The 18,622-nt window shown below is 58.2% G+C and carries 22 protein-coding genes; 10 read left to right on the forward strand and 12 right to left on the reverse strand.

Going from position 1 to position 18,622, the window contains the following annotated elements:
- Positions 1-51 precede the first annotated feature (51 nt).
- The gene (locus KVG95_RS12760) at positions 52-342 is read right to left on the reverse strand and encodes a type II toxin-antitoxin system Phd/YefM family antitoxin (protein ID WP_217856704.1); all 291 of its coding nucleotides are present in this window, start codon (positions 340-342) and stop codon (positions 52-54) included.
- Between the two features lie 502 nt (positions 343-844).
- Here KVG95_RS12760 and KVG95_RS12765 point away from each other — a divergent pair.
- Complete coding sequence (locus tag KVG95_RS12765; RefSeq protein ID WP_217856705.1) at positions 845-1,171, forward strand: DUF3077 domain-containing protein; 327 nt, start codon at positions 845-847, stop codon at positions 1,169-1,171.
- A gap of 235 nt (positions 1,172-1,406) precedes the next feature.
- Here the strand turns inward: KVG95_RS12765 and KVG95_RS12770 are convergent, their stop codons facing one another.
- A complete protein-coding gene (locus KVG95_RS12770; protein ID WP_217856706.1) occupies positions 1,407-3,308 on the reverse strand; it encodes a potassium transporter Kup in 1,902 nt (633 codons plus the stop codon).
- A 290-nt stretch (positions 3,309-3,598) separates the two neighbouring features.
- Here KVG95_RS12770 and rimO point away from each other — a divergent pair, with 290 nt between their 5' ends.
- The 6 genes from rimO to tsaA all read left to right on the forward strand — a co-directional run bounded on the left by rimO (position 3,599) and on the right by tsaA (position 8,816).
- Positions 3,599-4,936, forward strand: a complete 1,338-nt coding sequence (rimO, locus tag KVG95_RS12775; protein WP_048393845.1) for a 30S ribosomal protein S12 methylthiotransferase RimO — start codon at positions 3,599-3,601, stop codon at positions 4,934-4,936.
- A gap of 112 nt (positions 4,937-5,048) precedes the next feature.
- Entirely contained in the window at positions 5,049-5,522 is a 474-nt protein-coding gene (locus KVG95_RS12780) for a GNAT family N-acetyltransferase (protein ID WP_217856707.1), read from the forward strand.
- A 191-nt stretch (positions 5,523-5,713) separates the two neighbouring features.
- Entirely contained in the window at positions 5,714-6,424 is a 711-nt protein-coding gene (locus KVG95_RS12785; RefSeq protein ID WP_217856708.1) for an rRNA pseudouridine synthase, read from the forward strand.
- A gap of 75 nt (positions 6,425-6,499) precedes the next feature.
- A complete protein-coding gene (locus KVG95_RS12790; RefSeq protein ID WP_217856709.1) occupies positions 6,500-6,970 on the forward strand; it encodes a YehS family protein in 471 nt (156 codons plus the stop codon).
- A gap of 190 nt (positions 6,971-7,160) precedes the next feature.
- Entirely contained in the window at positions 7,161-7,931 is a 771-nt protein-coding gene (locus tag KVG95_RS12795; protein WP_217856710.1) for an SDR family oxidoreductase, read from the forward strand.
- A gap of 183 nt (positions 7,932-8,114) precedes the next feature.
- Positions 8,115-8,816, forward strand: coding sequence for a tRNA (N6-threonylcarbamoyladenosine(37)-N6)-methyltransferase TrmO (gene tsaA, locus KVG95_RS12800; protein WP_217856711.1), 702 nt, complete (start codon positions 8,115-8,117; stop codon positions 8,814-8,816).
- Between the two features lie 179 nt (positions 8,817-8,995).
- Here tsaA and fpr read toward each other — a convergent pair whose 3' ends face one another.
- A complete protein-coding gene (gene fpr / locus KVG95_RS12805) occupies positions 8,996-9,775 on the reverse strand; it encodes a ferredoxin-NADP reductase (protein ID WP_003443014.1) in 780 nt (259 codons plus the stop codon).
- A 121-nt stretch (positions 9,776-9,896) separates the two neighbouring features.
- Here fpr and KVG95_RS12810 point away from each other — a divergent pair, with 121 nt between their 5' ends.
- Positions 9,897-10,823 (forward strand): LysR family transcriptional regulator, encoded by a 927-nt coding sequence (locus tag KVG95_RS12810; protein ID WP_007907288.1) that lies wholly within the window; start codon positions 9,897-9,899, stop codon positions 10,821-10,823.
- Here the strand turns inward: KVG95_RS12810 and KVG95_RS12815 are convergent.
- The 3 genes from KVG95_RS12815 to KVG95_RS12825 all read right to left on the reverse strand — a co-directional run bounded on the left by KVG95_RS12815 (position 10,820) and on the right by KVG95_RS12825 (position 12,893).
- A complete protein-coding gene (locus KVG95_RS12815; protein ID WP_008010143.1) occupies positions 10,820-11,182 on the reverse strand; it encodes a diacylglycerol kinase in 363 nt (120 codons plus the stop codon). The genes KVG95_RS12810 and KVG95_RS12815 overlap by 4 nt on opposite strands.
- Positions 11,183-11,257: 75 nt before the next feature.
- Positions 11,258-11,908 (reverse strand): response regulator transcription factor ErdR, encoded by a 651-nt coding sequence (gene erdR, locus KVG95_RS12820; RefSeq protein ID WP_007907284.1) that lies wholly within the window; start codon positions 11,906-11,908, stop codon positions 11,258-11,260.
- Positions 11,909-12,149: 241 nt separating this feature from the next.
- Positions 12,150-12,893 carry a tRNA-uridine aminocarboxypropyltransferase gene (locus KVG95_RS12825; RefSeq protein ID WP_217856712.1) on the reverse strand — a complete coding sequence of 248 codons (744 nt, stop codon included), beginning with the start codon at positions 12,891-12,893 and terminating at the stop codon, positions 12,150-12,152.
- Positions 12,894-13,082: 189 nt separating this feature from the next.
- On the opposite strand from KVG95_RS12825, the gene KVG95_RS12830 reads away from it, so the two are divergent.
- Positions 13,083-13,508 carry a PA3611 family quorum-sensing-regulated virulence factor gene (locus KVG95_RS12830; protein WP_048393838.1) on the forward strand — a complete coding sequence of 142 codons (426 nt, stop codon included), beginning with the start codon at positions 13,083-13,085 and terminating at the stop codon, positions 13,506-13,508.
- On the opposite strand, the gene KVG95_RS12835 is transcribed toward KVG95_RS12830, so the two are convergent.
- Positions 13,509-13,703 (reverse strand): hypothetical protein, encoded by a 195-nt coding sequence (locus tag KVG95_RS12835; protein ID WP_007907277.1) that lies wholly within the window; start codon positions 13,701-13,703, stop codon positions 13,509-13,511.
- A 489-nt stretch (positions 13,704-14,192) separates the two neighbouring features.
- Between KVG95_RS12835 and KVG95_RS12840 the strand changes: the two genes are divergently transcribed.
- Positions 14,193-15,311, forward strand: coding sequence for an LOG family protein (locus KVG95_RS12840; RefSeq protein WP_123360605.1), 1,119 nt, complete (start codon positions 14,193-14,195; stop codon positions 15,309-15,311).
- A gap of 41 nt (positions 15,312-15,352) precedes the next feature.
- On the opposite strand, the gene recX is transcribed toward KVG95_RS12840, so the two are convergent.
- From recX to KVG95_RS12865, 5 genes are all read right to left on the reverse strand, one after another.
- A complete protein-coding gene (recX, locus tag KVG95_RS12845; RefSeq protein ID WP_048393833.1) occupies positions 15,353-15,820 on the reverse strand; it encodes a recombination regulator RecX in 468 nt (155 codons plus the stop codon).
- 8 nt (positions 15,821-15,828) lie between these two features.
- Positions 15,829-16,881 carry a recombinase RecA gene (gene recA, locus KVG95_RS12850; RefSeq protein ID WP_007907270.1) on the reverse strand — a complete coding sequence of 351 codons (1,053 nt, stop codon included), beginning with the start codon at positions 16,879-16,881 and terminating at the stop codon, positions 15,829-15,831.
- 83 nt (positions 16,882-16,964) lie between these two features.
- The gene (locus KVG95_RS12855) at positions 16,965-17,465 is read right to left on the reverse strand and encodes a CinA family protein (RefSeq protein WP_217856713.1); all 501 of its coding nucleotides are present in this window, start codon (positions 17,463-17,465) and stop codon (positions 16,965-16,967) included.
- Positions 17,466-17,545: 80 nt separating this feature from the next.
- A complete protein-coding gene (locus tag KVG95_RS12860; RefSeq protein WP_217856714.1) occupies positions 17,546-18,064 on the reverse strand; it encodes a lysis system spanin subunit in 519 nt (172 codons plus the stop codon).
- Positions 18,046-18,609, reverse strand: a complete 564-nt coding sequence (locus KVG95_RS12865) for a glycoside hydrolase family 19 protein (protein WP_217856715.1) — start codon at positions 18,607-18,609, stop codon at positions 18,046-18,048. Before KVG95_RS12865 ends, KVG95_RS12860 begins: the two co-directional genes overlap by 19 nt.
- Between the last annotated feature and the right edge of the window lie 13 nt (positions 18,610-18,622).

Consider the following 18,622-nt stretch of genomic DNA (forward strand, 5'->3'; position numbering starts at 1 on the left):
CCACAGGATCTGCGTATCGCCTGTGCGGATGCGTCTACCGCCCGCGAGCTCTTAGGCTTTCCTGGCGTACCGTGCCCGCATATCGTCGTGACTAACTGCCTTGGCCTGATCAAACCCTATCAATCGCTCCCCGGCTGCTGCTTCAACGCGAAGATCCTTAAGCTCGTCGAGCATTTCCTGATACACATCGACATTGATAATGACCGCTGCTGGCCGATTATCTTTGAAAATGACCAGGCGCTCGGTGGCACGGCTGGAGATCTCCTCGAGTCTCGCACTGAAGCCCCTGACCATTGCAGGCATCGATGTCGCTTGGTCAGCACGCTCTAATGATGCCGTCATACCTATCTCTCCTCACAATCATGCAGATTTGAACACACAGCTCCACGCAAAGCATTGAGTCGAACTCGACATACAGAAAGCTGCAAAAAACGCGAATTTACCAAGCTGCGTTTTTCAAGCTCACTGGGCATGTTTAGTTTCGTTTACTAAAAGATCTCGCAATATCGGATGACGCCCGCAGACCTTGTAGGCAAACTCCTAATCTTGCCAATTGGGTACGTTTGGGCACTTTGCTGCCTTGTTGGGCTTTTCTTCGACGGGATACTCTCCGGACGTCGCTGACCATTCAGCGATCGGGCTTGGAAACCCGTCGAGCGAATAGTAACAACGTGCCCAACATGACCGCAGACCTTTACGGCTGCAATCTTGTGTCATGGCGGTTGTGCGCGGGACGTCTTCGGACGTGCCGGTTTCCTAGGCTCCCGGTTTTCCAACCTGCGCACAGCTGCCACCCATTCGCTTGGAAACGAACGTGGCAGTTCCTCAAGCTTAGGGAATAGACATGTCCAAAATAGATTCGACCGCGATTTCAGAACTAAAAACCATCGGCCTCACCCCGCTCATCTACTGCTCGGATCAGGCGTTGTTCAACGTCCGGGCCGGCGTCCCCATCGTTGATGCATTGTCACAAGCCTCCGATCTGCTGTTCCTCGCCAAATCATTTACCGAGGATGCAGCCTACATAAAAGACATCGACCGCCACGCCTGGGCCGCGCATTATTTGACGGCTATGTCCAAGGCAGTGATTGATGATGTGGTGAAGGTGCTGACACCGCGACCTGCTCGGACAAAGACTGAATCTGAAGAAGAGCTGCCTGAAAGCAAGTAAAGGCATAGAGACGGAAAAGCCGCGTAACTACGCGGCTTTTTTCATACATGCCAGATCCCCTGTGGGAGCGGGCTTGCTCGCGAAGGCAGTGTGTCAGGCAACATTGATGTCGACTGACACTCCCTCTTCGCGAGCAAGCCCGCTCCCACAAGGGATCTCCTTGACTCCAAAAAATGTACTCCGACACAAAAAAGCGCCCGCTACCTTCATGGCAACAGGGGCTTTTTCATGTGGCTTACATCTCGACTTGCGTACCCAACTCAATCACCCGGTTCAGCGGCAAATTGAAGAACCGCAGGTTGCCGTTGGCATTCTTCAACATGAAGGCAAATAACGCCTCGCGCCAGCGGGCCATGCCTTCGAGTTTGGAGGCGATGACCGTCTCGCGGCTGAGGAAGTAGGTGGTGCGCATCGGGCTGAAATTCAGATCATCCAGATGGCACAGTTTCAAGGCCTCAGGCACGTCCGGCTCGTCGGTGAAACCGAAGTGCAGGATCACCCGGAAGAACCCTTCGCCGTAGGAATCGACATCGAAACGCCGTTGTGGCGGGACGCGCGGGATGTCTTCGTACACCACTGTCAGCAACACGACTTGCTCGTGCAGCACCTGGTTATGCAGCAGGTTGTGCAACAGCGCGTGAGGCACGGCATCCGGGCGGGCGGTAAGAAACACAGCCGTTCCCTGGACCCGATGCGGCGGTTGCACGCGGATACTGCTGATGAAGATCGGCAGCGGTAACCCGCCTTCGTCCAGTCGCTCCACCAGCAGTTGCTTGCCGCGTTTCCAGGTGGTCATCAACACGAACAGCGCGATACCGGCAATTACCGGGAACGCACCGCCCTGAATGATTTTCGGCACGTTGGCGGCGAAGTAAAGACCGTCCACCAACAGGAAACCCAGCAGCACCGGAACCGCGAGGATCGGTGGCCACTTCCACAACAGCAACATCACCGCCGACACCAGGATGGTGGTCATCAGCATCGTACCAGTCACCGCCACGCCGTAAGCCGAAGCCAACGCGCCGGAGGACTCGAAGCCCAGTACCAACAGAATCACGCCAACCATCAGCGCCCAGTTCACCGCGCCGATATAGATCTGGCCTTGCTCGGCACTGGACGTGTGCTGGATGTGCATGCGTGGAATGTAGCCGAGCTGGATCGCCTGACGAGTCAGGGAGAACGCACCGGAGATGACCGCTTGCGAGGCAATCACCGTGGCCATCGTCGACAATCCCACCAATGGAATCAACGCCCAGCTTGGCGCCAGAAGATAGAACGGGTTACGAGCGGCTTCTGGATCACCAAGCAGCAATGCGCCCTGCCCGAAGTAGTTCAGCATTAGCGCCGGCAGAACCAGAATGAACCAGGCCCGGGCGATCGGCTTGCGACCGAAGTGGCCCATGTCGGCGTACAACGCCTCGGCACCGGTCAATGCCAGCACCACGGCGCCAAGAATCGCGATCCCCATGCCCGGATGGACCATGAAGAAGCGCACGCCCCACACCGGATTCATTGCCTGCAACACTTCCGGGTGCTGGCTGATGCCATACACGCCCAGCGCGCCCAGCACCAGAAACCAGGTGACCATGATTGGCCCGAACAAAATACCGATCCGCGCCGTACCGTGGCGCTGAATCAGGAACAACGCCACCAGCACGATCAATGACAGCGGCACCACCCAATGGTCGATACCCTCGAATGCCAGCCCCAGGCCTTCAATCGCCGAGAGAACGGAAATCGCCGGGGTGATCATGCTGTCGCCATAGAACAGCGCCGCGCCGATCAGCCCGCAGACCACCAACAACGTGCGCAATTTTGGATGCCCGGCCGCTGCTCGTCGGGCCAGGGCGGTCAAGGCCATGATCCCGCCTTCGCCCTGGTTGTCGGCACGCAGCACGAACATCATGTATTTGATTGAGACGACCCAGATCAGCGACCAGAAGATCAGCGCCAGAATGCCCAGCACGCCGTCATGGTTGACCGGCACGCCATAGCCACCGGAAAACACTTCTTTGAGGGTGTACAGCGGGCTCGTGCCGATATCGCCATAAACCACCCCGACCGCCGCGACCAGCATGCCGATCGGCTTCGCCGCCGAATGCTCGGCACCCGCAGCCTGACTACTTGCCTGACCCATCCACCACTCCTACTTCCAGACCCGGACTTCTTTGAAAAAGACACTATGCTTTGCGTCGCAGCATGCACTGTTTTACTTGTTGTTACAGACGTTTTGTTGACTGTAGAAAATCGGTAAAGCGCAACGGCGCGAAGCATAGCGCAGCACTCGTCGTATTTCCCTGCATAAAGCTGGTCAAGTGCGCCTCTCACCGCTAGAATTGCGCACTTTTTGACCAGAGGCGCAACATAGCGCCCGTCTGTCGCCTTGCCGTCTTCGGCTGGAGGCGTCCCAAAACACCGAGGTTAGACATGTCCACCACTCCTGCGCCGGCCAATCCAAAGGTTGGCTTCGTTTCCCTGGGTTGCCCGAAAGCACTGGTCGACTCCGAGCGCATCCTTACCCAGCTGCGCATGGAAGGCTATGACGTTGTGTCCACTTATCAGGACGCCGACGTCGTGGTGGTCAACACCTGCGGCTTCATCGACTCGGCCAAGGCTGAGTCCCTGGAAGTGATCGGCGAAGCCATCAAGGAAAACGGCAAGGTCATCGTGACCGGCTGCATGGGCGTCGAAGAAGGCAACATCCGCAACGTGCACCCAAGCGTATTGGCCGTGACCGGTCCGCAGCAGTACGAGCAAGTGGTCAACGCCGTGCACGACGCCGTGCCGCCGCGTCAGGATCACAACCCGCTGATCGACTTGGTGCCGCCGCAAGGGATCAAACTGACCCCGCGTCACTACGCCTACCTGAAGATTTCCGAAGGCTGCAACCACAGCTGCAGCTTCTGCATCATCCCGTCGATGCGCGGCAAACTGGTCAGCCGTCCGGTCGGCGACGTGCTCGACGAGGCTCAGCGCCTGGTCAAGGCCGGCGTCAAAGAGCTGTTGGTGATTTCCCAGGACACCAGCGCCTACGGCGTCGACGTGAAATACCGCACTGGCTTCTGGAATGGCGCGCCGGTGAAAACCCGCATGACCGAACTCTGCGAAGCGCTGAGCACCCTCGGTGTCTGGGTGCGTCTGCACTACGTTTACCCGTACCCGCACGTCGACGAGCTGATCCCGCTGATGGCCGCCGGGAAAATCCTGCCGTACCTGGACATCCCGTTCCAGCACGCCAGCCCGAAAGTCCTGAAAGCCATGAAACGCCCGGCCTTCGAAGACAAGACCCTGGCGCGGATCAAGAACTGGCGCGAAATCTGCCCGGACCTGATCATCCGTTCGACCTTCATTGTCGGCTTCCCTGGCGAAACCGAAGAAGACTTCCAGTACCTGCTGAACTGGCTGACCGAAGCGCAGCTGGACCGCGTTGGCTGCTTCCAGTACTCGCCGGTCGAAGGAGCACCAGCCAACCTGCTGGACGCGGCCATCGTGCCGGACGACGTCAAGCAAGACCGTTGGGACCGCTTCATGGCTCACCAACAAGCCATCAGCTCGGCGCGCCTGCAAATGCGCGTCGGCCGTGAAATCGAAGTGCTGGTCGATGAAGTCGACGAGCAAGGCGCGGTCGGCCGTTGCTTCTTCGATGCCCCGGAAATCGACGGCAACGTGTTCATCGACAACGGCAGCAACTTGAAGCCAGGCGACAAAGTCTGGTGCAAAGTGACCGACGCCGACGAATACGACCTGTGGGCTGAACAGATCTAAACGCAAAAAATACAAAAAGCCCTGCTCTCTTGACGAGATGTGGGGCTTTTTTACGTCTATCGTTTTGTGAGAGAAAGAACTCGCGTCATCCACGCAAGAGAGGCCAGCGGGCATGCGCCAACACTCGGTCATTCACACACCGAAACAGAGCGACTACGAAGAACTCACCCAAGTGTGGGAAGCCTCGGTGCGCGCCACCCATGACTTTCTGCCCGACAGCTACATCGACCTGCTGAAGAATCTGGTACTGACCCGCTACCTCGACGCGGTGATGCTGATCTGCACCAAAGACTCGCGCCAGCGCATCACCGGGTTCGCTGGCGTGGCGGCGGGCAAGATCGAAATGCTCTTCATCGACCCGGCGCATCGCGGCAAGGGCCTGGGCAAGCAATTGCTGCGCTACGCCCTGGAACACCTGAACGCCGATGAACTGGACGTCAACGAGCAAAACCCGCAGGCCTTGGGGTTTTACTTCAAACAGGGCTTTGAGGTGATCGGTCGCTCCGAGCACGACGGTATGGGTCAGCCCTATCCGTTGCTGCACATGCGTTTGCGTCAAAACCAGCAAAGTTCACAGCATGGCTGACACAACACGGAACAAATGTGGGAGCGGGCTTGCTCGCGAAAGCGGTGTGTCAGTCAACATTGATGTCAGCTGACAAATTGCATTCGCGAGCAAGCCCGCTCCCACAAAAAAGCCACACGGCGCAAATGGATTCGCGATTAACCGGCGCCAGGCAGGTACAATGCCCACCCCTTTTTTGTTACGGCCCTGTCATGACTGACCCGATTCGTCTCTCCAAACGCCTCATCGAACTCGTCGGCTGTTCCCGTCGGGAGGCTGAGCTGTTCATCGAGGGCGGCTGGGTCACCGTGGACGGCGAAGTCATCGACGAGCCGCAGTTCAAGGTCGACACCCAAAAAGTCGAGCTTGACCCAGAGGCCAAGGCCACTGCGCCGGAGCCCGTGACCATCCTGTTCAACGTCCCTGCGGACATGGACGCGGAAACGGCCATGGCGACCATCAGCGCCGAGACCCTGAGCGAAGAACACCGCTACGGCAAACGTCCGCTCAAGGGCCACTTCCTGCGCCTGACCGCCAGCACCGATCTGCAGGCCAATGCCAGCGGTCTGCTGGTGTTCACCCAGGACTGGAAGATCCTGCGCAAACTCACCGCCGACTCCGCCAAGATCGAGCAAGAGTATGTGGTCGAAGTTGAAGGCGACATGGTGGCGCACGGCCTCAACCGCCTGAACCACGGCCTGACCTACAAGGGCAAGGAACTGCCGCCGGTCAAAGCCAGCTGGCAGAACGAAAACCGCCTGCGCTTTGCGATGAAGAACCCACAACCGGGCGTGATCGCCCTGTTTTGCCAGGCTGTAGGCCTGAAGGTCGTCGCCATCCGCCGCATCCGTATCGGCGGCGTATCCATCGGCAAAGTGCCGTTGGGACAATGGCGCTACCTGTCCGGCAAAGAGAAGTTCTAAGACTTTTCACGCCGCCATACATTTCGGCGCCGCTGCTTATGCGGCGCCCACTGCTGAATATCAGGACTGCACACCATGATTCATAACGACGTACTGCGCAGCGTGCGCTACATGCTCGACATCAGCGACAAGAAAGTCATCGAAATCATCAAGATCGGTGGCATGGACGTGTCCCTGGAAGACTTGCTGACCTACCTCGACAAGAAAGAGGAAGACGAGGAAGGCTTCGTACGCTGCCCGGACGAGGTCATGGCGCATTTCCTCGATGGCCTGGTGATCTTCAAGCGCGGCAAGGACGAAAGCCGTCCGCCGCAGCCGATCGAAGTGCCGGTGACCAACAACATCATCCTGAAGAAGTTGCGTGTGGCCTTCGAACTGAAGGAAGACGACATGCACGCCATCCTCAAGGCTGCCGAGTTCCCGGTGTCCAAGCCTGAGCTGAGCGCGCTGTTCCGCAAGTTCGGCCACACCAACTACCGTGCGTGCGGCGACCAGTTGCTGCGCAATTTCCTCAAGGGCCTGACCCTGCGCGTTCGCCCGCAGTAAATCGCCCACGAACCTGTAGGAGCACAGCTTGCTGGCGAAGGCGATCTTGAAAACGCCTTCGCCAGCAAGCTGTGCTCCTACAGGGATGGTGGCAAAGGCTGTATAGACCCTCATTCCTCGCAAAAATAGTGGCTCCGCTTCTGGCGGCTGACGACTAGGGTGTATTGACCCTCAGCTCTCAGGATTCGCCATGCATCCCTACTTTTCCCTGCAAGGCCGCACCGCTCTGGTGACCGGCGGCACCCGTGGTATCGGCAAAATGATCGCCAAGGCTTATGTCGAGGCTGGCGCCACTGTGTACGTGTGTGCCCGCAATGCCGACGCCTGCCAGCAAACTGCCAACGAACTGAGTGCCTTCGGGGTTTGTCACGCGGTAGCTGCCAACCTGGCCCATGAAGAAGGCGTCCAGCAATTGGCTGCGCACCTGAGTGAACAGATCGGTCAGCTGGATATTCTGGTGAACAACGCCGGTACCACCTGGGGCGCGCCGCTGGAGAGTTACCCGGTCAAGGGCTGGGAAAAGGTCATGCAGCTCAACGTGACCTCGGTGTTCAACTGCATTCAGCAATTTCTGCCGCTGCTGCGCAAGGCTGGTTCCGAAGCGAATCCGGCGCGGATCATCAACATTGGTTCGGTGGCCGGGATTTCGTCCTTTGGCGAACAGGCGTATGCCTACGGCCCGAGTAAAGCCGCCCTACATCAACTGTCGCGGATTCTGGCGCGGGAGCTGGTGAGCCAGCACATCAACGTCAACGTGATTGCGCCGGGGCGTTTTCCGAGCAAGATGACTCAGCACATAGGGAATGATGAGCAGGCGTTGGCCGAGGATACGGCGTTGATTCCGATGAAGCGTTGGGGGCGGGAAGAAGAGATGGCTGCCTTGGCTATCAGTCTGGCGAGTACGGCCGGGGCATATATGACTGGGAATATTATTCCTTTGGATGGAGGGTTCAGCCTTTAGTCCGTGGCGCGGCCTTCGCGAGCAAGCCCGCTCCCACACTGGATATCCTGTGACCACACCATTTGTGGCCAGCATAAATCCAGTGTGTGCGGGCTTGCTCGCGAAGGCGATTTGTCAGTCACCTCCGCCCCAAGGGCCGCTCGGGTTATCATGCCCACCCACACCCCGCCTCGACCCCAAACCATGACCTACAGCGTTTCCCCCATCGGCTTCGTGCGCTCCTGTTTCAAGGAGAAGTTCGCCATTCCGCGCCAACCGCAACTGGCCCCGGCCGCTCGAGGCGTGCTGGAGCTGGTGGCGCCGTTCGATCAGGGTGATGCGGTGCAGGGGCTGGAGCAGGTCAGCCATGTCTGGCTGTTGTTCCTGTTCCATCAGGCCCTGGAAGAAAAGCCACGCCTGAAAGTCCGCCCTCCACGTCTGGGCGGCAACAAATCCATGGGCGTGTTCGCCACTCGGGCGACGCACCGGCCCAATGGCATCGGTCAATCGGTGGTCAAACTGGATAAGGTCGAAGCCAATCGGCTGTGGATCTCCGGCATCGACCTACTCGACGGGACGCCGATTCTCGACATCAAACCTTACGTGCCCTACGCCGACATTATCGACACGGCGTCCAACAGCATCGCCAGCGCCCCGCCACAGTTGATTCCCGTGCAGTGGACAGACTCAGCGCTGCAACAGGCTCACGACCACGCTCAGCGGCTTGATGAGCCCTTGGTCGAGCTGATCGAGCAATGCCTGGCACAAGACCCACGCCCGGCGTATCAGATTCCTGCACCGGAAAGGGAATACGGCGCGCAGTTCTGGGATGTGGACGTGCGCTGGCATTACCCTACGCCTGACCTGATCCGCGTCCTCGAAGTCATTTCCGTATCCAACACGTAGGAAATTTCGTCCGGCATAAAAAAGCCCGCGCAGCCTTAAGGCTACGCGGGCTTTTTATGGTCTACGCCAAACCAATGTGGGAGCGGGCTTGCTCGCGAAAGCGGACTCTCAGTCAACATCATCGTTGAATGTTAAACCGTCTTCGCGAGCAAGCCCGCTCCCACATTTTTCAGCGAAACTTACTTCTCGACGAACGCACGCTCGATCAGGTAATCACCCGGCTCGCGCATCCGCGGCGAAACTTTCAGGCCGAAGCTGTTCAACACTTCGCTGGTCTCGTCGAGCATGCTCGGGCTGCCGCACAGCATGGCGCGGTCGTCCTGCGGGTTGATCGGTGGCAGACCGATGTCGCTGAACAGCTTGCCGCTGCGCATCAGGTCGGTCAGGCGGCCTTCGTTCTCGAATGGCTCGCGGGTCACGGTCGGGTAGTAGATCAACTTGTCACGCAGCGCCTCGCCGAAGAACTCGTTCTGCGGCAGGTGCTCGGTGATGAACTCGCGGTAAGCGACTTCATTGACGTAACGCACGCCGTGGCACAGGATCACTTTTTCGAAACGCTCGTAGGTTTCCGGGTCCTGGATGACGCTCATGAATGGCGCCAGACCGGTACCGGTGCTGAGCAGGTACAAATGTTTGCCAGGCTTCAAGTCATCCAGCACCAGCGTGCCGGTAGGCTTTTTGCTGATGATGATCTCGTCGCCTTCCTTCAGATGCTGCAACTGGGAAGTCAGCGGGCCATCAGGCACCTTGATGCTGAAGAACTCGAGATGCTCTTCCCAGTTCGGGCTGGCAATCGAGTAAGCGCGCATAAGCGGGCGGCCATTGGGCTGTTGCAGGCCGATCATCACGAACTGACCGTTCTCGAAGCGCAGGCCCGGATCGCGGGTGCACTTGAAGCTGAACAGAGTGTCGTTCCAGTGGTGAACACTGAGGACACGCTCGTGGTTCATGTTGCTCATGTACGTGGGACTCCTGGAGATTTGCCTGCGCCGATGATGTGCGCAATTGCAGCGCATTCTAATGGCAGCGACAATATCTGTTAACTGGATTATTAAGATAAGGGTTATCGGTTATATCGATATGCGATTTACTCTCCGTCAACTTCAAGTATTCGTCGCCGTCGCCCAGCAGGAAAGCGTATCCCGTGCTGCATTGACGCTCAACCTCTCGCAATCGGCGGCGAGCACCTCAATCACCGAGCTAGAGCGTCAGTGCAGCTGTCAGCTGTTCGATCGCGCCGGCAAACGGCTGAGCCTCAACGCCCTCGGCAAACAGCTGTTGCCGCAGGCGGTGGCCCTGCTCGACCAGGCCAAGGAAATTGAAGACTTGCTCAACGGCAAGTCCGGTTTCGGCTCCCTGGCGGTCGGCGCGACCCTGACCATCGGCAATTACCTCGCCACCCTGCTGATCGGCAGCTTCATGCAGCGCCATCCGGAAAGCCAGGTGAAGCTACATGTGCAGAACACTGCCAACATCGTGCAACAGGTCGCGCACTATGAAATTGATCTGGGTCTAATCGAAGGCGATTGCAGTCATCCGGACATCGAAGTACAGAGCTGGGTCGAAGATGAGCTGGTGGTGTTCTGTGCTCCTCAGCATCCGCTGGCCAAACGCGGCATCGCGACCATGGAGGAGCTGAGTCATGAGGCGTGGATTCTCCGCGAACAAGGTTCGGGCACCCGGCTGACGTTCGACCAGGCCATGCGACACCATCGCAGCGCGCTGAACATTCGCCTGGAGCTGGAACACACCGAAGCGATCAAGCGCGCGGTGGAATCAGGTTTGGGGATTGGCTGCATTTCGCGCCTGGCGCTGCGCGATGCGTTCCGCCGCGGCAGCCTGGTGCCAGTGGAAACACCGGATCTGGATCTGGCGCGGCAGTTCTATTTCATCTGGCACAAGCAGAAATATCAGACATCGGCGATGCGCGAATTCCTCGAACTGTGCCGCGCGTTCACCGCCGGGGTTCAGCGCAGCGACGAGATCGTTCTGCCCACCATCGCTTAAAGCAGAATCACCGCCCACACCAGCGCGATCATGCTCAACGCCACGAATTGAGCGGCGCTGCCCATGTCTTTGGCGTTCTTGGACAGTGGATGCAACTCAAGGGAAATGCGGTCGATGGCCGCCTCCACCGCCGAATTGAGCAACTCGACGATCAAGGCCAACAGGCAGACCGCAATCAGCAGCGCCTGCTCGACACGACTGACGTTCAGGAAGAACGACAGCGGAATCAGGATAACGTTGAGCAACACCAGTTGCCGGAAGGCCGCTTCACCGGTGAAGGCCGCGCGCAGGCCGTCCAGAGAGTAACCAGAGGCGTTGAGGATGCGTTTGAGGCCGGTCTGGCCTTTGAAAGGTGACATAAAGTAGGCAACTGACCAAAAAGGAGTGGGAAAGCTAGATGAAGCAAAGTCAAAAAAGCGTGAACACGTAGCTCCTTAGTTGCTCGAAATTGACTCAAGTTGTTGCAAGAGCAGCGCTGCCTGAGTCCGGGTCCGCACATTCAGCTTACGGAAAATGGCCGTGACGTGGGCCTTGATCGTCGCTTCGGAAACGCTCAACTCGTAAGCAATCTGCTTGTTCAGCAAACCTTCACAGACCATGGTCAACACCCGGAACTGCTGGGGTGTCAGGCTGGCAAGGCCTTCGCTGGCAGCCTTGGCTTCGGCGGAAACGCTGACCGCTTCAAAGGCCTGGGGCGGCCAGAAAACATCGCCATCCAGCACCGCGCGTACGGCTTTCTGAATGACGCTCAAATCACTGGACTTGGGAATGAAACCGCTGGCGCCGAATTCACGGGATTTCACCATGATCGACGCTTCTTCCTGAGCCGACACCATCACCACCGGAATCTGCGGGTACTGCCCACGCAACAGCACCAACCCCGAAAAACCGTAAGCCCCCGGCATGTTCAGGTCCAGCAATACCAGATCCCAGTCGGCCTTTTCGTCCAGACGGGTTTCCAGCTCGGCAATGCTCGCCACTTCCACCAGGCGGACATCCGGCCCCAGGCCCAGGGTCAACGCTTGATGCAGGGCGCTACGAAAAAGAGGATGGTCATCGGCAATCAGGATTTCGTATGTGGCCATTTTTCAAATGATCCTGTTTTTTATGGGGACGCCTGATGCATTTCAGGCCTCGCCAAAACAACTCGAGGTGCAGCCACGCAGCAGCACCAACAGGGCACGTTCAACGCCAATTACGTAAAAAAGCAGCGTTTCAAACCTTGGCCGCGCCCTAATCGGCGCCAAGCATGCCCAGCGAAGCCGGGGTGGTCAAGTTGCGTGCCCCCCCGCTAGCGAGCCTGATTCTTTGCAGTATGGGCGATGTTCAGCAGATGACGGGCGCCGCGTGCTGCACAAAGGGCATCAGCTCGGCGTGGGCCGGTGTTGCAACATTCATATCCAGCTGATGTTTAGCGTCCAGATAATGCTGGCTGAACACATCAAAATAAGCGTCCAGCGCAGAGGCAGCGTCTGTATCACCGGCAAGATCGAGGCACAGCGCCGCCACTTCGGCCGTGCACAGGTGCTCGCTGCGAGTGGACCTGCGCAATCGGTACCGTGAAAGCTTCTCAGGAAGCAGGCTCAGAATCGGGAACGCATCAAAATAGGGGCTTTTCCGGAAAATCTTCCGGGCTTCGGTCCAGGTGGCGTCCAGCAGAATAAACAGTGGGCGCTTGGTGCCGTCGATCTCGACGCTGTGGGTCACTCGCTCGGGCTCGACGTATTCACCCGGAAACACCAGGTACGGCTGCCATTGCGGGTCGGCTAACAGCGCCAGCAGTTGTTCATCAACTTCCGTGCGCGACCAGATGAACGCATGGTTGTCGCGCACCACATCGGCAATCAGCCAACCGGTGTTGCTTGGTTTGAACACTTCTTTATTGGTCATGATCAGGCACACGCCGCTACGGGTGTCGACCTGCGGGCGCCAGGCGCATAGGCAGTGGCTCTCAATCACACGGCAGGCACGGCAACGGGTTGCTCGCCAGCCACGGGCCTGAATCGGCTTGATGCCCTCTTCCTCTCGCTGATCACGCAAGAGGGCTACGGCGTTGGGGGCGTGGTTCATCGTAGGCAACACCGGTAGACAGGAAAACTCGACACAAACGGCACTCGGCAAGGCAATAAAGGCCAGCAGTTTACCAGAGCGGCCGGCGCAAGCCTGTACCGTCCAGGCGCGCTCCCCTATAATTCGCCGCCACTGAACGCACAGTCACGTGGCTGGTCGAACCACCAGTCACTGAACCAGGAGAGTTTCATGCTGCGCCTTATCGTTCCCACCGCTGCCGTTTTGCTGGCGTCGTCCTTCAGTGCTCAGGCTGCGTCCTTGAGTGAGCAGAATCTGAACAGAGAGCTGCGAAACGTCGCCGTACAAAGCAGTGTCGGCACGCCACGGGCGATCAACGAAGACATTCAGGATCAGGGTTATACCGTCGAAGGCAATCAGCTGATCAACCATCTGAGTGTTCAGAGCAGCCACGCCGACAAGATGCGCGCCGATCCGAAAGCCGTGTACTTCCAGCTTGGCGCCTCCGTCTGCAGAAACGAGGGGTTCCGCAAGCTGATGGCCAAGGGCGCGATCATGCGTTACGACTTCACCGAAGTGAAATCCAACCGCCCGGTCGGCTCCGCAAGCTTCCAGGAATCGGATTGCCCGAAAGCCACACCGGCCAAGAAAAAGTAATCAACGAGAATTGGCGCGCCGCTGTTCATCCTCGGCGCGCAGTTCTGCCAACAGCGCCTGCAAGTAGCGCGAACGTCGCTCTCCGCCCTCCAGACGCCGGCAGCACTCCTCTTCAAGACTCAAATGATTAGTCTCGGCTGATAATTTCAGCAATCGATACAGTTGCGCATCGATTTCCAGAGTGACTCTGGGCATGGTTTACCGCCTCCCTGCACGCAGTGATCGTCGTTGATCACGCGATAAATCCCTGAATTGCTAAAACGTTGCGTCCTGCCATTGACGCAAAGTTGTCGTGTCACGCCTGTAACTTAGTAAATCAGAGCGCAGGACATACGGCTTGCGTTCAGACGAGCGGTGAAAGCACCTTGCAAATCGTCAATAAGCGGTTGCCAGGAAAGACTTTGCGGCGCAATGATCAAGCAGCAAAAATCGTTGCGAGGGTCTAAATTCAAAGTGTTCACGTTGATTTTTTTCCGGGCAGAAAAGGGGCTGCCCATTGCGTGCCTTATTGTGCGAACGTTTCTTTCATTCAAGGGATAAGCAGAGCCCGTATGGATGGCTCGATTGCAACCGAGTCAGATGGAGCGCCCAGGCAAGGGCTTGGGCAGACAGCGACACAAGGGGTGTCGCGGCGCCGACGATTGTTTTGTCGGGCCAAGGGTTCTGTGCAGAAGGAGAAGTTGAATGCCTTACCAACCGAATGACCTCCTGAGCCGTCATTTTCAAGAAAGCGGCCACGACCTCACCAGCAAGGTCGAAGAACAACTCAACCTGGTTTCACCCAACAGCCCCAACATCCCGATTTACCGCGACATGATCCTGACTGTGCTGCGCATGGCCCAGGAAGATCACAACCGCTGGAATGCCAAGATCACCCTGCAAGCCTTGCGCGAACTCGAGCATGCCTTCCGTGTGATGGAGCAGTTCAAGGGACGACGCAAAGTCACCGTTTTCGGCTCGGCCCGCACGCCGATAGAACACCCACTGTATGGTTTGGCCCGAGAGCTTGGCGCCGCTCTGGCGCGCTCGGACATGATGGTCATCACCGGTGCCGGTGGCGGCATCATGGCGGCGGCCCATGAAGGTGCCGGCCTGGAACATAGCTTGGGATTCAACATCACCCTGCCCTTCGAGCAGCATGCCAATCCCACGGTCAATGGCACCGGGAATCTACTGCCCTTCCACTTTTTCTTTACCCGCAAGCTGTTCTTCGTCAAGGAAGCCGATGCGCTGGTCCTGTGCCCGGGCGGTTTCGGTACGCTGGATGAAGCGCTGGAAGTGCTGACCCTGATTCAGACTGGCAAAAGCCCATTGGTGCCCGTGGTGCTACTGGATGCGCCGGGCGGCAAGTTCTGGCAAGGCGCGCTGGACTTCATTCATCATCAACTGGAGGAAAATCGCTACATCCTGCCAACCGACATGAAGCTGTTGAGTCTGGTCTACAGTGCCGAAGAGGCAGTGGAGCAGATCAATCAGTTCTACAGCAACTTCCACTCCAGCCGCTGGCTCAAGCATCAGTTCGTGATTCGCATGAACCACAAACTCAGCGACCGGGCGCTTGAACACATGCAGGAGGCATTCGCCGACCTGTGCCTGAGCGATCACTTCCATCAACACGCCTACAGCGGTGAGGAGCACGACGAACCGCAGTTCAGCCATCTGGCGCGACTTTCCTTCACCTTCAACGCCCGTGATCATGGTCGTCTGCGGGAGTTGGTGGATTACATCAACCTGCCGGAAAACTGGGCCCAGTCCAAACCCCAGGCGCAACAACGCACACGGGAACCGTCCAAGGTAACGTGAGGCAAAAAAACGGCCCGCTATCGAAATAGCGAGCCGTTCATTCAATCGTCCATCCCTCGGCCGCTGAACAAGCGGCTGATCATTTCCATGGAATATCCCCGATAACTCAGGAACCTGCCCTGTTTGGCACGTTCCCGGGCGTCTATCGGTAAGTGCCCAGCAAATTTGCGCCTCCAGGTGTCTTCCAGTTGTTCCTGCCAGTTGATACCGCTCTCGCGCAAAGCGAGTTCGATGTCAGTACGTTGCAGACCGCGCTGGCTCAACTCTTCACGAATTCGCAAAGGGCCATAACCGGAACGGGCACGGTAGGAAACAAAGCTCTCGAGGTAACGGGACTCGGACAACAGGCCCTCTTCCGTCAAGCGGTCGAGTGCTGTGTCGATCATTTCCGGGAGGGCGCCGCGCTGACGCAGTTTACGCGTCAGCTCGACTCGACCGTGCTCGCGTCGCGCGAGCAGGTCCATTGCGGTTCGCCGCACCGCGACGAGTGTATCGAGTACGGCGGTCATCGGATCAATCAGATATCAGCGTCAGCCAGGTCATCAGCCGTCTCTTTGACTGGCGATGCTTTGACGTCCGGCGCTGGAGTCAACAGCTTGTCGCGCAGTTGCTTCTCAAGTTTCGCGGCGATCTCCGGGTTGTCCGCCAGGAACTTGGCCGAGTTGGCCTTGCCCTGACCGATCTTGGTGCCTTCGTAGGCATACCATGCACCGGATTTCTCGACGAAACCGTGCAGAACACCCAGGTCGATCATCTCACCGTTGAGGTAGATGCCCTTGCCGTAAAGAATCTGGAACTCGGCCTGACGGAACGGCGAAGCCACCTTGTTCTTCACGACTTTGACGCGGGTTTCGCTACCGACGACTTCATCACCTTCTTTCACCGCGCCAGTACGACGGATGTCCAGACGAACCGATGCGTAGAACTTCAGCGCGTTACCACCAGTAGTGGTTTCCGGGCTGCCGAACATCACGCCGATTTTCATACGGATCTGGTTGATGAAGATCACCAGGCAGTTGGCGTTCTTGATGTTACCGGTGATTTTACGCAGCGCCTGGGACATCAGACGGGCTTGCAGGCCCACGTGCATGTCGCCCATTTCGCCTTCGATTTCAGCCTTTGGCACCAGAGCGGCCACGGAGTCGACGATGATCACGTCTACCGCGTTGGAACGCACCAGCATGTCGGTGATTTCCAAGGCCTGTTCGCCGGTATCCGGCTGGGAAACCAGCAGGTCGTCGACGTTGACGCCCAGTTTGCCGGCGTACTCAGGGTCGAGGGCGTGTTCGGCATCGACGAATGCGCAGGTCGCGCCGGCTTTTTGAGCCTGGGCGATCACCGACAGTGTCAGGGTGGTTTTACCGGAGGATTCAGGACCGTAGATCTCAACGATACGGCCTTTTGGCAGACCGCCAATGCCGAGCGCGATGTCCAGACCCAGAGAGCCAGTGGAAATAGCCGGGATCGCCTGACGGTCCTGATCGCCCATACGCATTACGGCACCCTTGCCGAATTGACGTTCGATCTGACCCAGGGCCGCAGCCAAGGCTTTCTTCTTGTTGTCGTCCATTAAAGTCCTCACGTAATCAATAAGGCCTGACGGCCAACACCTGTATAAGTAGCCAGTATTATTCCACAGCGTTTCAGGATCGCCTACCCCTGATTTGAGATTTCTCCAGCGGCATGCCGCAGCAGCCCCTCTAGCGCGGCCTTCACCGTTTGTCGGCGGACCTCGTCACGGTTACCGGGAAAGTACTGCACCTCGCTGAACACCTGCTCACCGACACCCCAGGCCAGCCACACCGTGCCCACGGGCTTGCTCGGCGAACCGCCATCCGGCCCTGCCACACCGCTGACCGCCACGGAAAAACGCGCCCGGCTTTTTTCCTGCGCGCCGCGGACCATGGCCTCGACTACCTCGCGACTGACCGCCCCGACGGTTGGAAACAACTCGGCCGGGACATCCAGTTGCTGGGTTTTCTGGCGGTTGGAGTACGTGACATAACCGGCCTCGAACCAGGCTGAACTCCCCGGAATGCGGGTGATCGCCTCGGCAATCCCGCCACCGGTACAGGATTCGGCGGTGGTGACATGGGCATTGAGAACCTGCAAGCGTCTGCCAAGTTCAGCGGCCAGCTGAGTGATATCTTTCACGACTCTCTCCTGATCGAGCGGAATGAGGCCTACCGTACACGAGCCGATCACGCTTGCAAGGTTCAGGATCGATCAAAATGTTAGCGAACGAGGGCTCTGACATAGGCCTGACACGCCTGCAGGGCAATCAGTCCGCTATCGCCTGCGTCGGTGATGGCGATAATTCGTTGAGCATGCGCCGGGTCAAGTCGGGCTCGCGAGGCGCCATGATCCACCCCGCCGGTGCCGGAAGCGGCAGGCACTGCACAGGTTGAGGCAGCGTCATGGGCATCGAGGAGGACTGACAGGCGCACATCAGCAGTGGCAAGACGATCGCGCAGGCGACCTTGATCACGTTCGGCATCGCTAAGCGCTCGATAATGGGTTTGTTCACTGGCCGACAGCCGTTGTTCCAAGGCCAGACGTTTGTTCTGTTCAGCCTGTTGCTCGGTGGCCGCCGTTAGTGTCAGTTGATTAAGGGTCTCGGCGTGCAGCCTGGCCTGCTCCGCCAGTTGCCGGCCGTAGCGCCAATCCTGAAACTGCCAGGCCAATGCCGCCGAACAACCGGCCAACACCAGCAGACCAATCAGTCGCCAACCGATCAGACCGAAGGCTGGCATAACACCGCCCTCGCCCGCGCCCAGAGCTCCAGACGATCTTGCAACCCGTTAAGCCCCCCATTAATCCGGCGAGTGATGCTGTTGAACTGATCGCGGTCGGCCAGTTCATTCAAGCCGTTCTGCTCCCAGAACCATGCTGCTGATTCGGCCGCCCACTGAGGCTGCTCCAACAGTTCAGGCAGAGACAGCAGACGCTCATCGCCAAACAGGCCGAGGCTGCATTGACGGTAATTGTTGCGGCCGGTGATCTGGATCAGGCCTCGGCCACGGTATTTTTGACCGTCACCGTCGGGTTCTGGAGTGTTGCCCAAACGGGTGGCCAGGGTGCCGGTGTCGTATTTACTCAGGTATTGAGTGCCGCCCAGTTCACGTACGTACTGCAACTGCCCCGATTCGTGACCGACTTGCGCGAGGAAGGCGGCGATGCGTTTGGGGGTGTTGATGTTGCGGTGAGACATGGCGGTGTTCAGGGCGGAAATGAAAACGCCCGCTTGGGAGCGGGCGTTTGGCATGATGCTTAGAACTTCTTCGTTCGTGACAGACATTTCAATCTATCCA

It is taken from the genome of Pseudomonas farris, from assembly GCF_019145235.1.
Classification (GTDB): Bacteria; Pseudomonadota; Gammaproteobacteria; order Pseudomonadales; family Pseudomonadaceae; genus Aquipseudomonas; species Aquipseudomonas farris.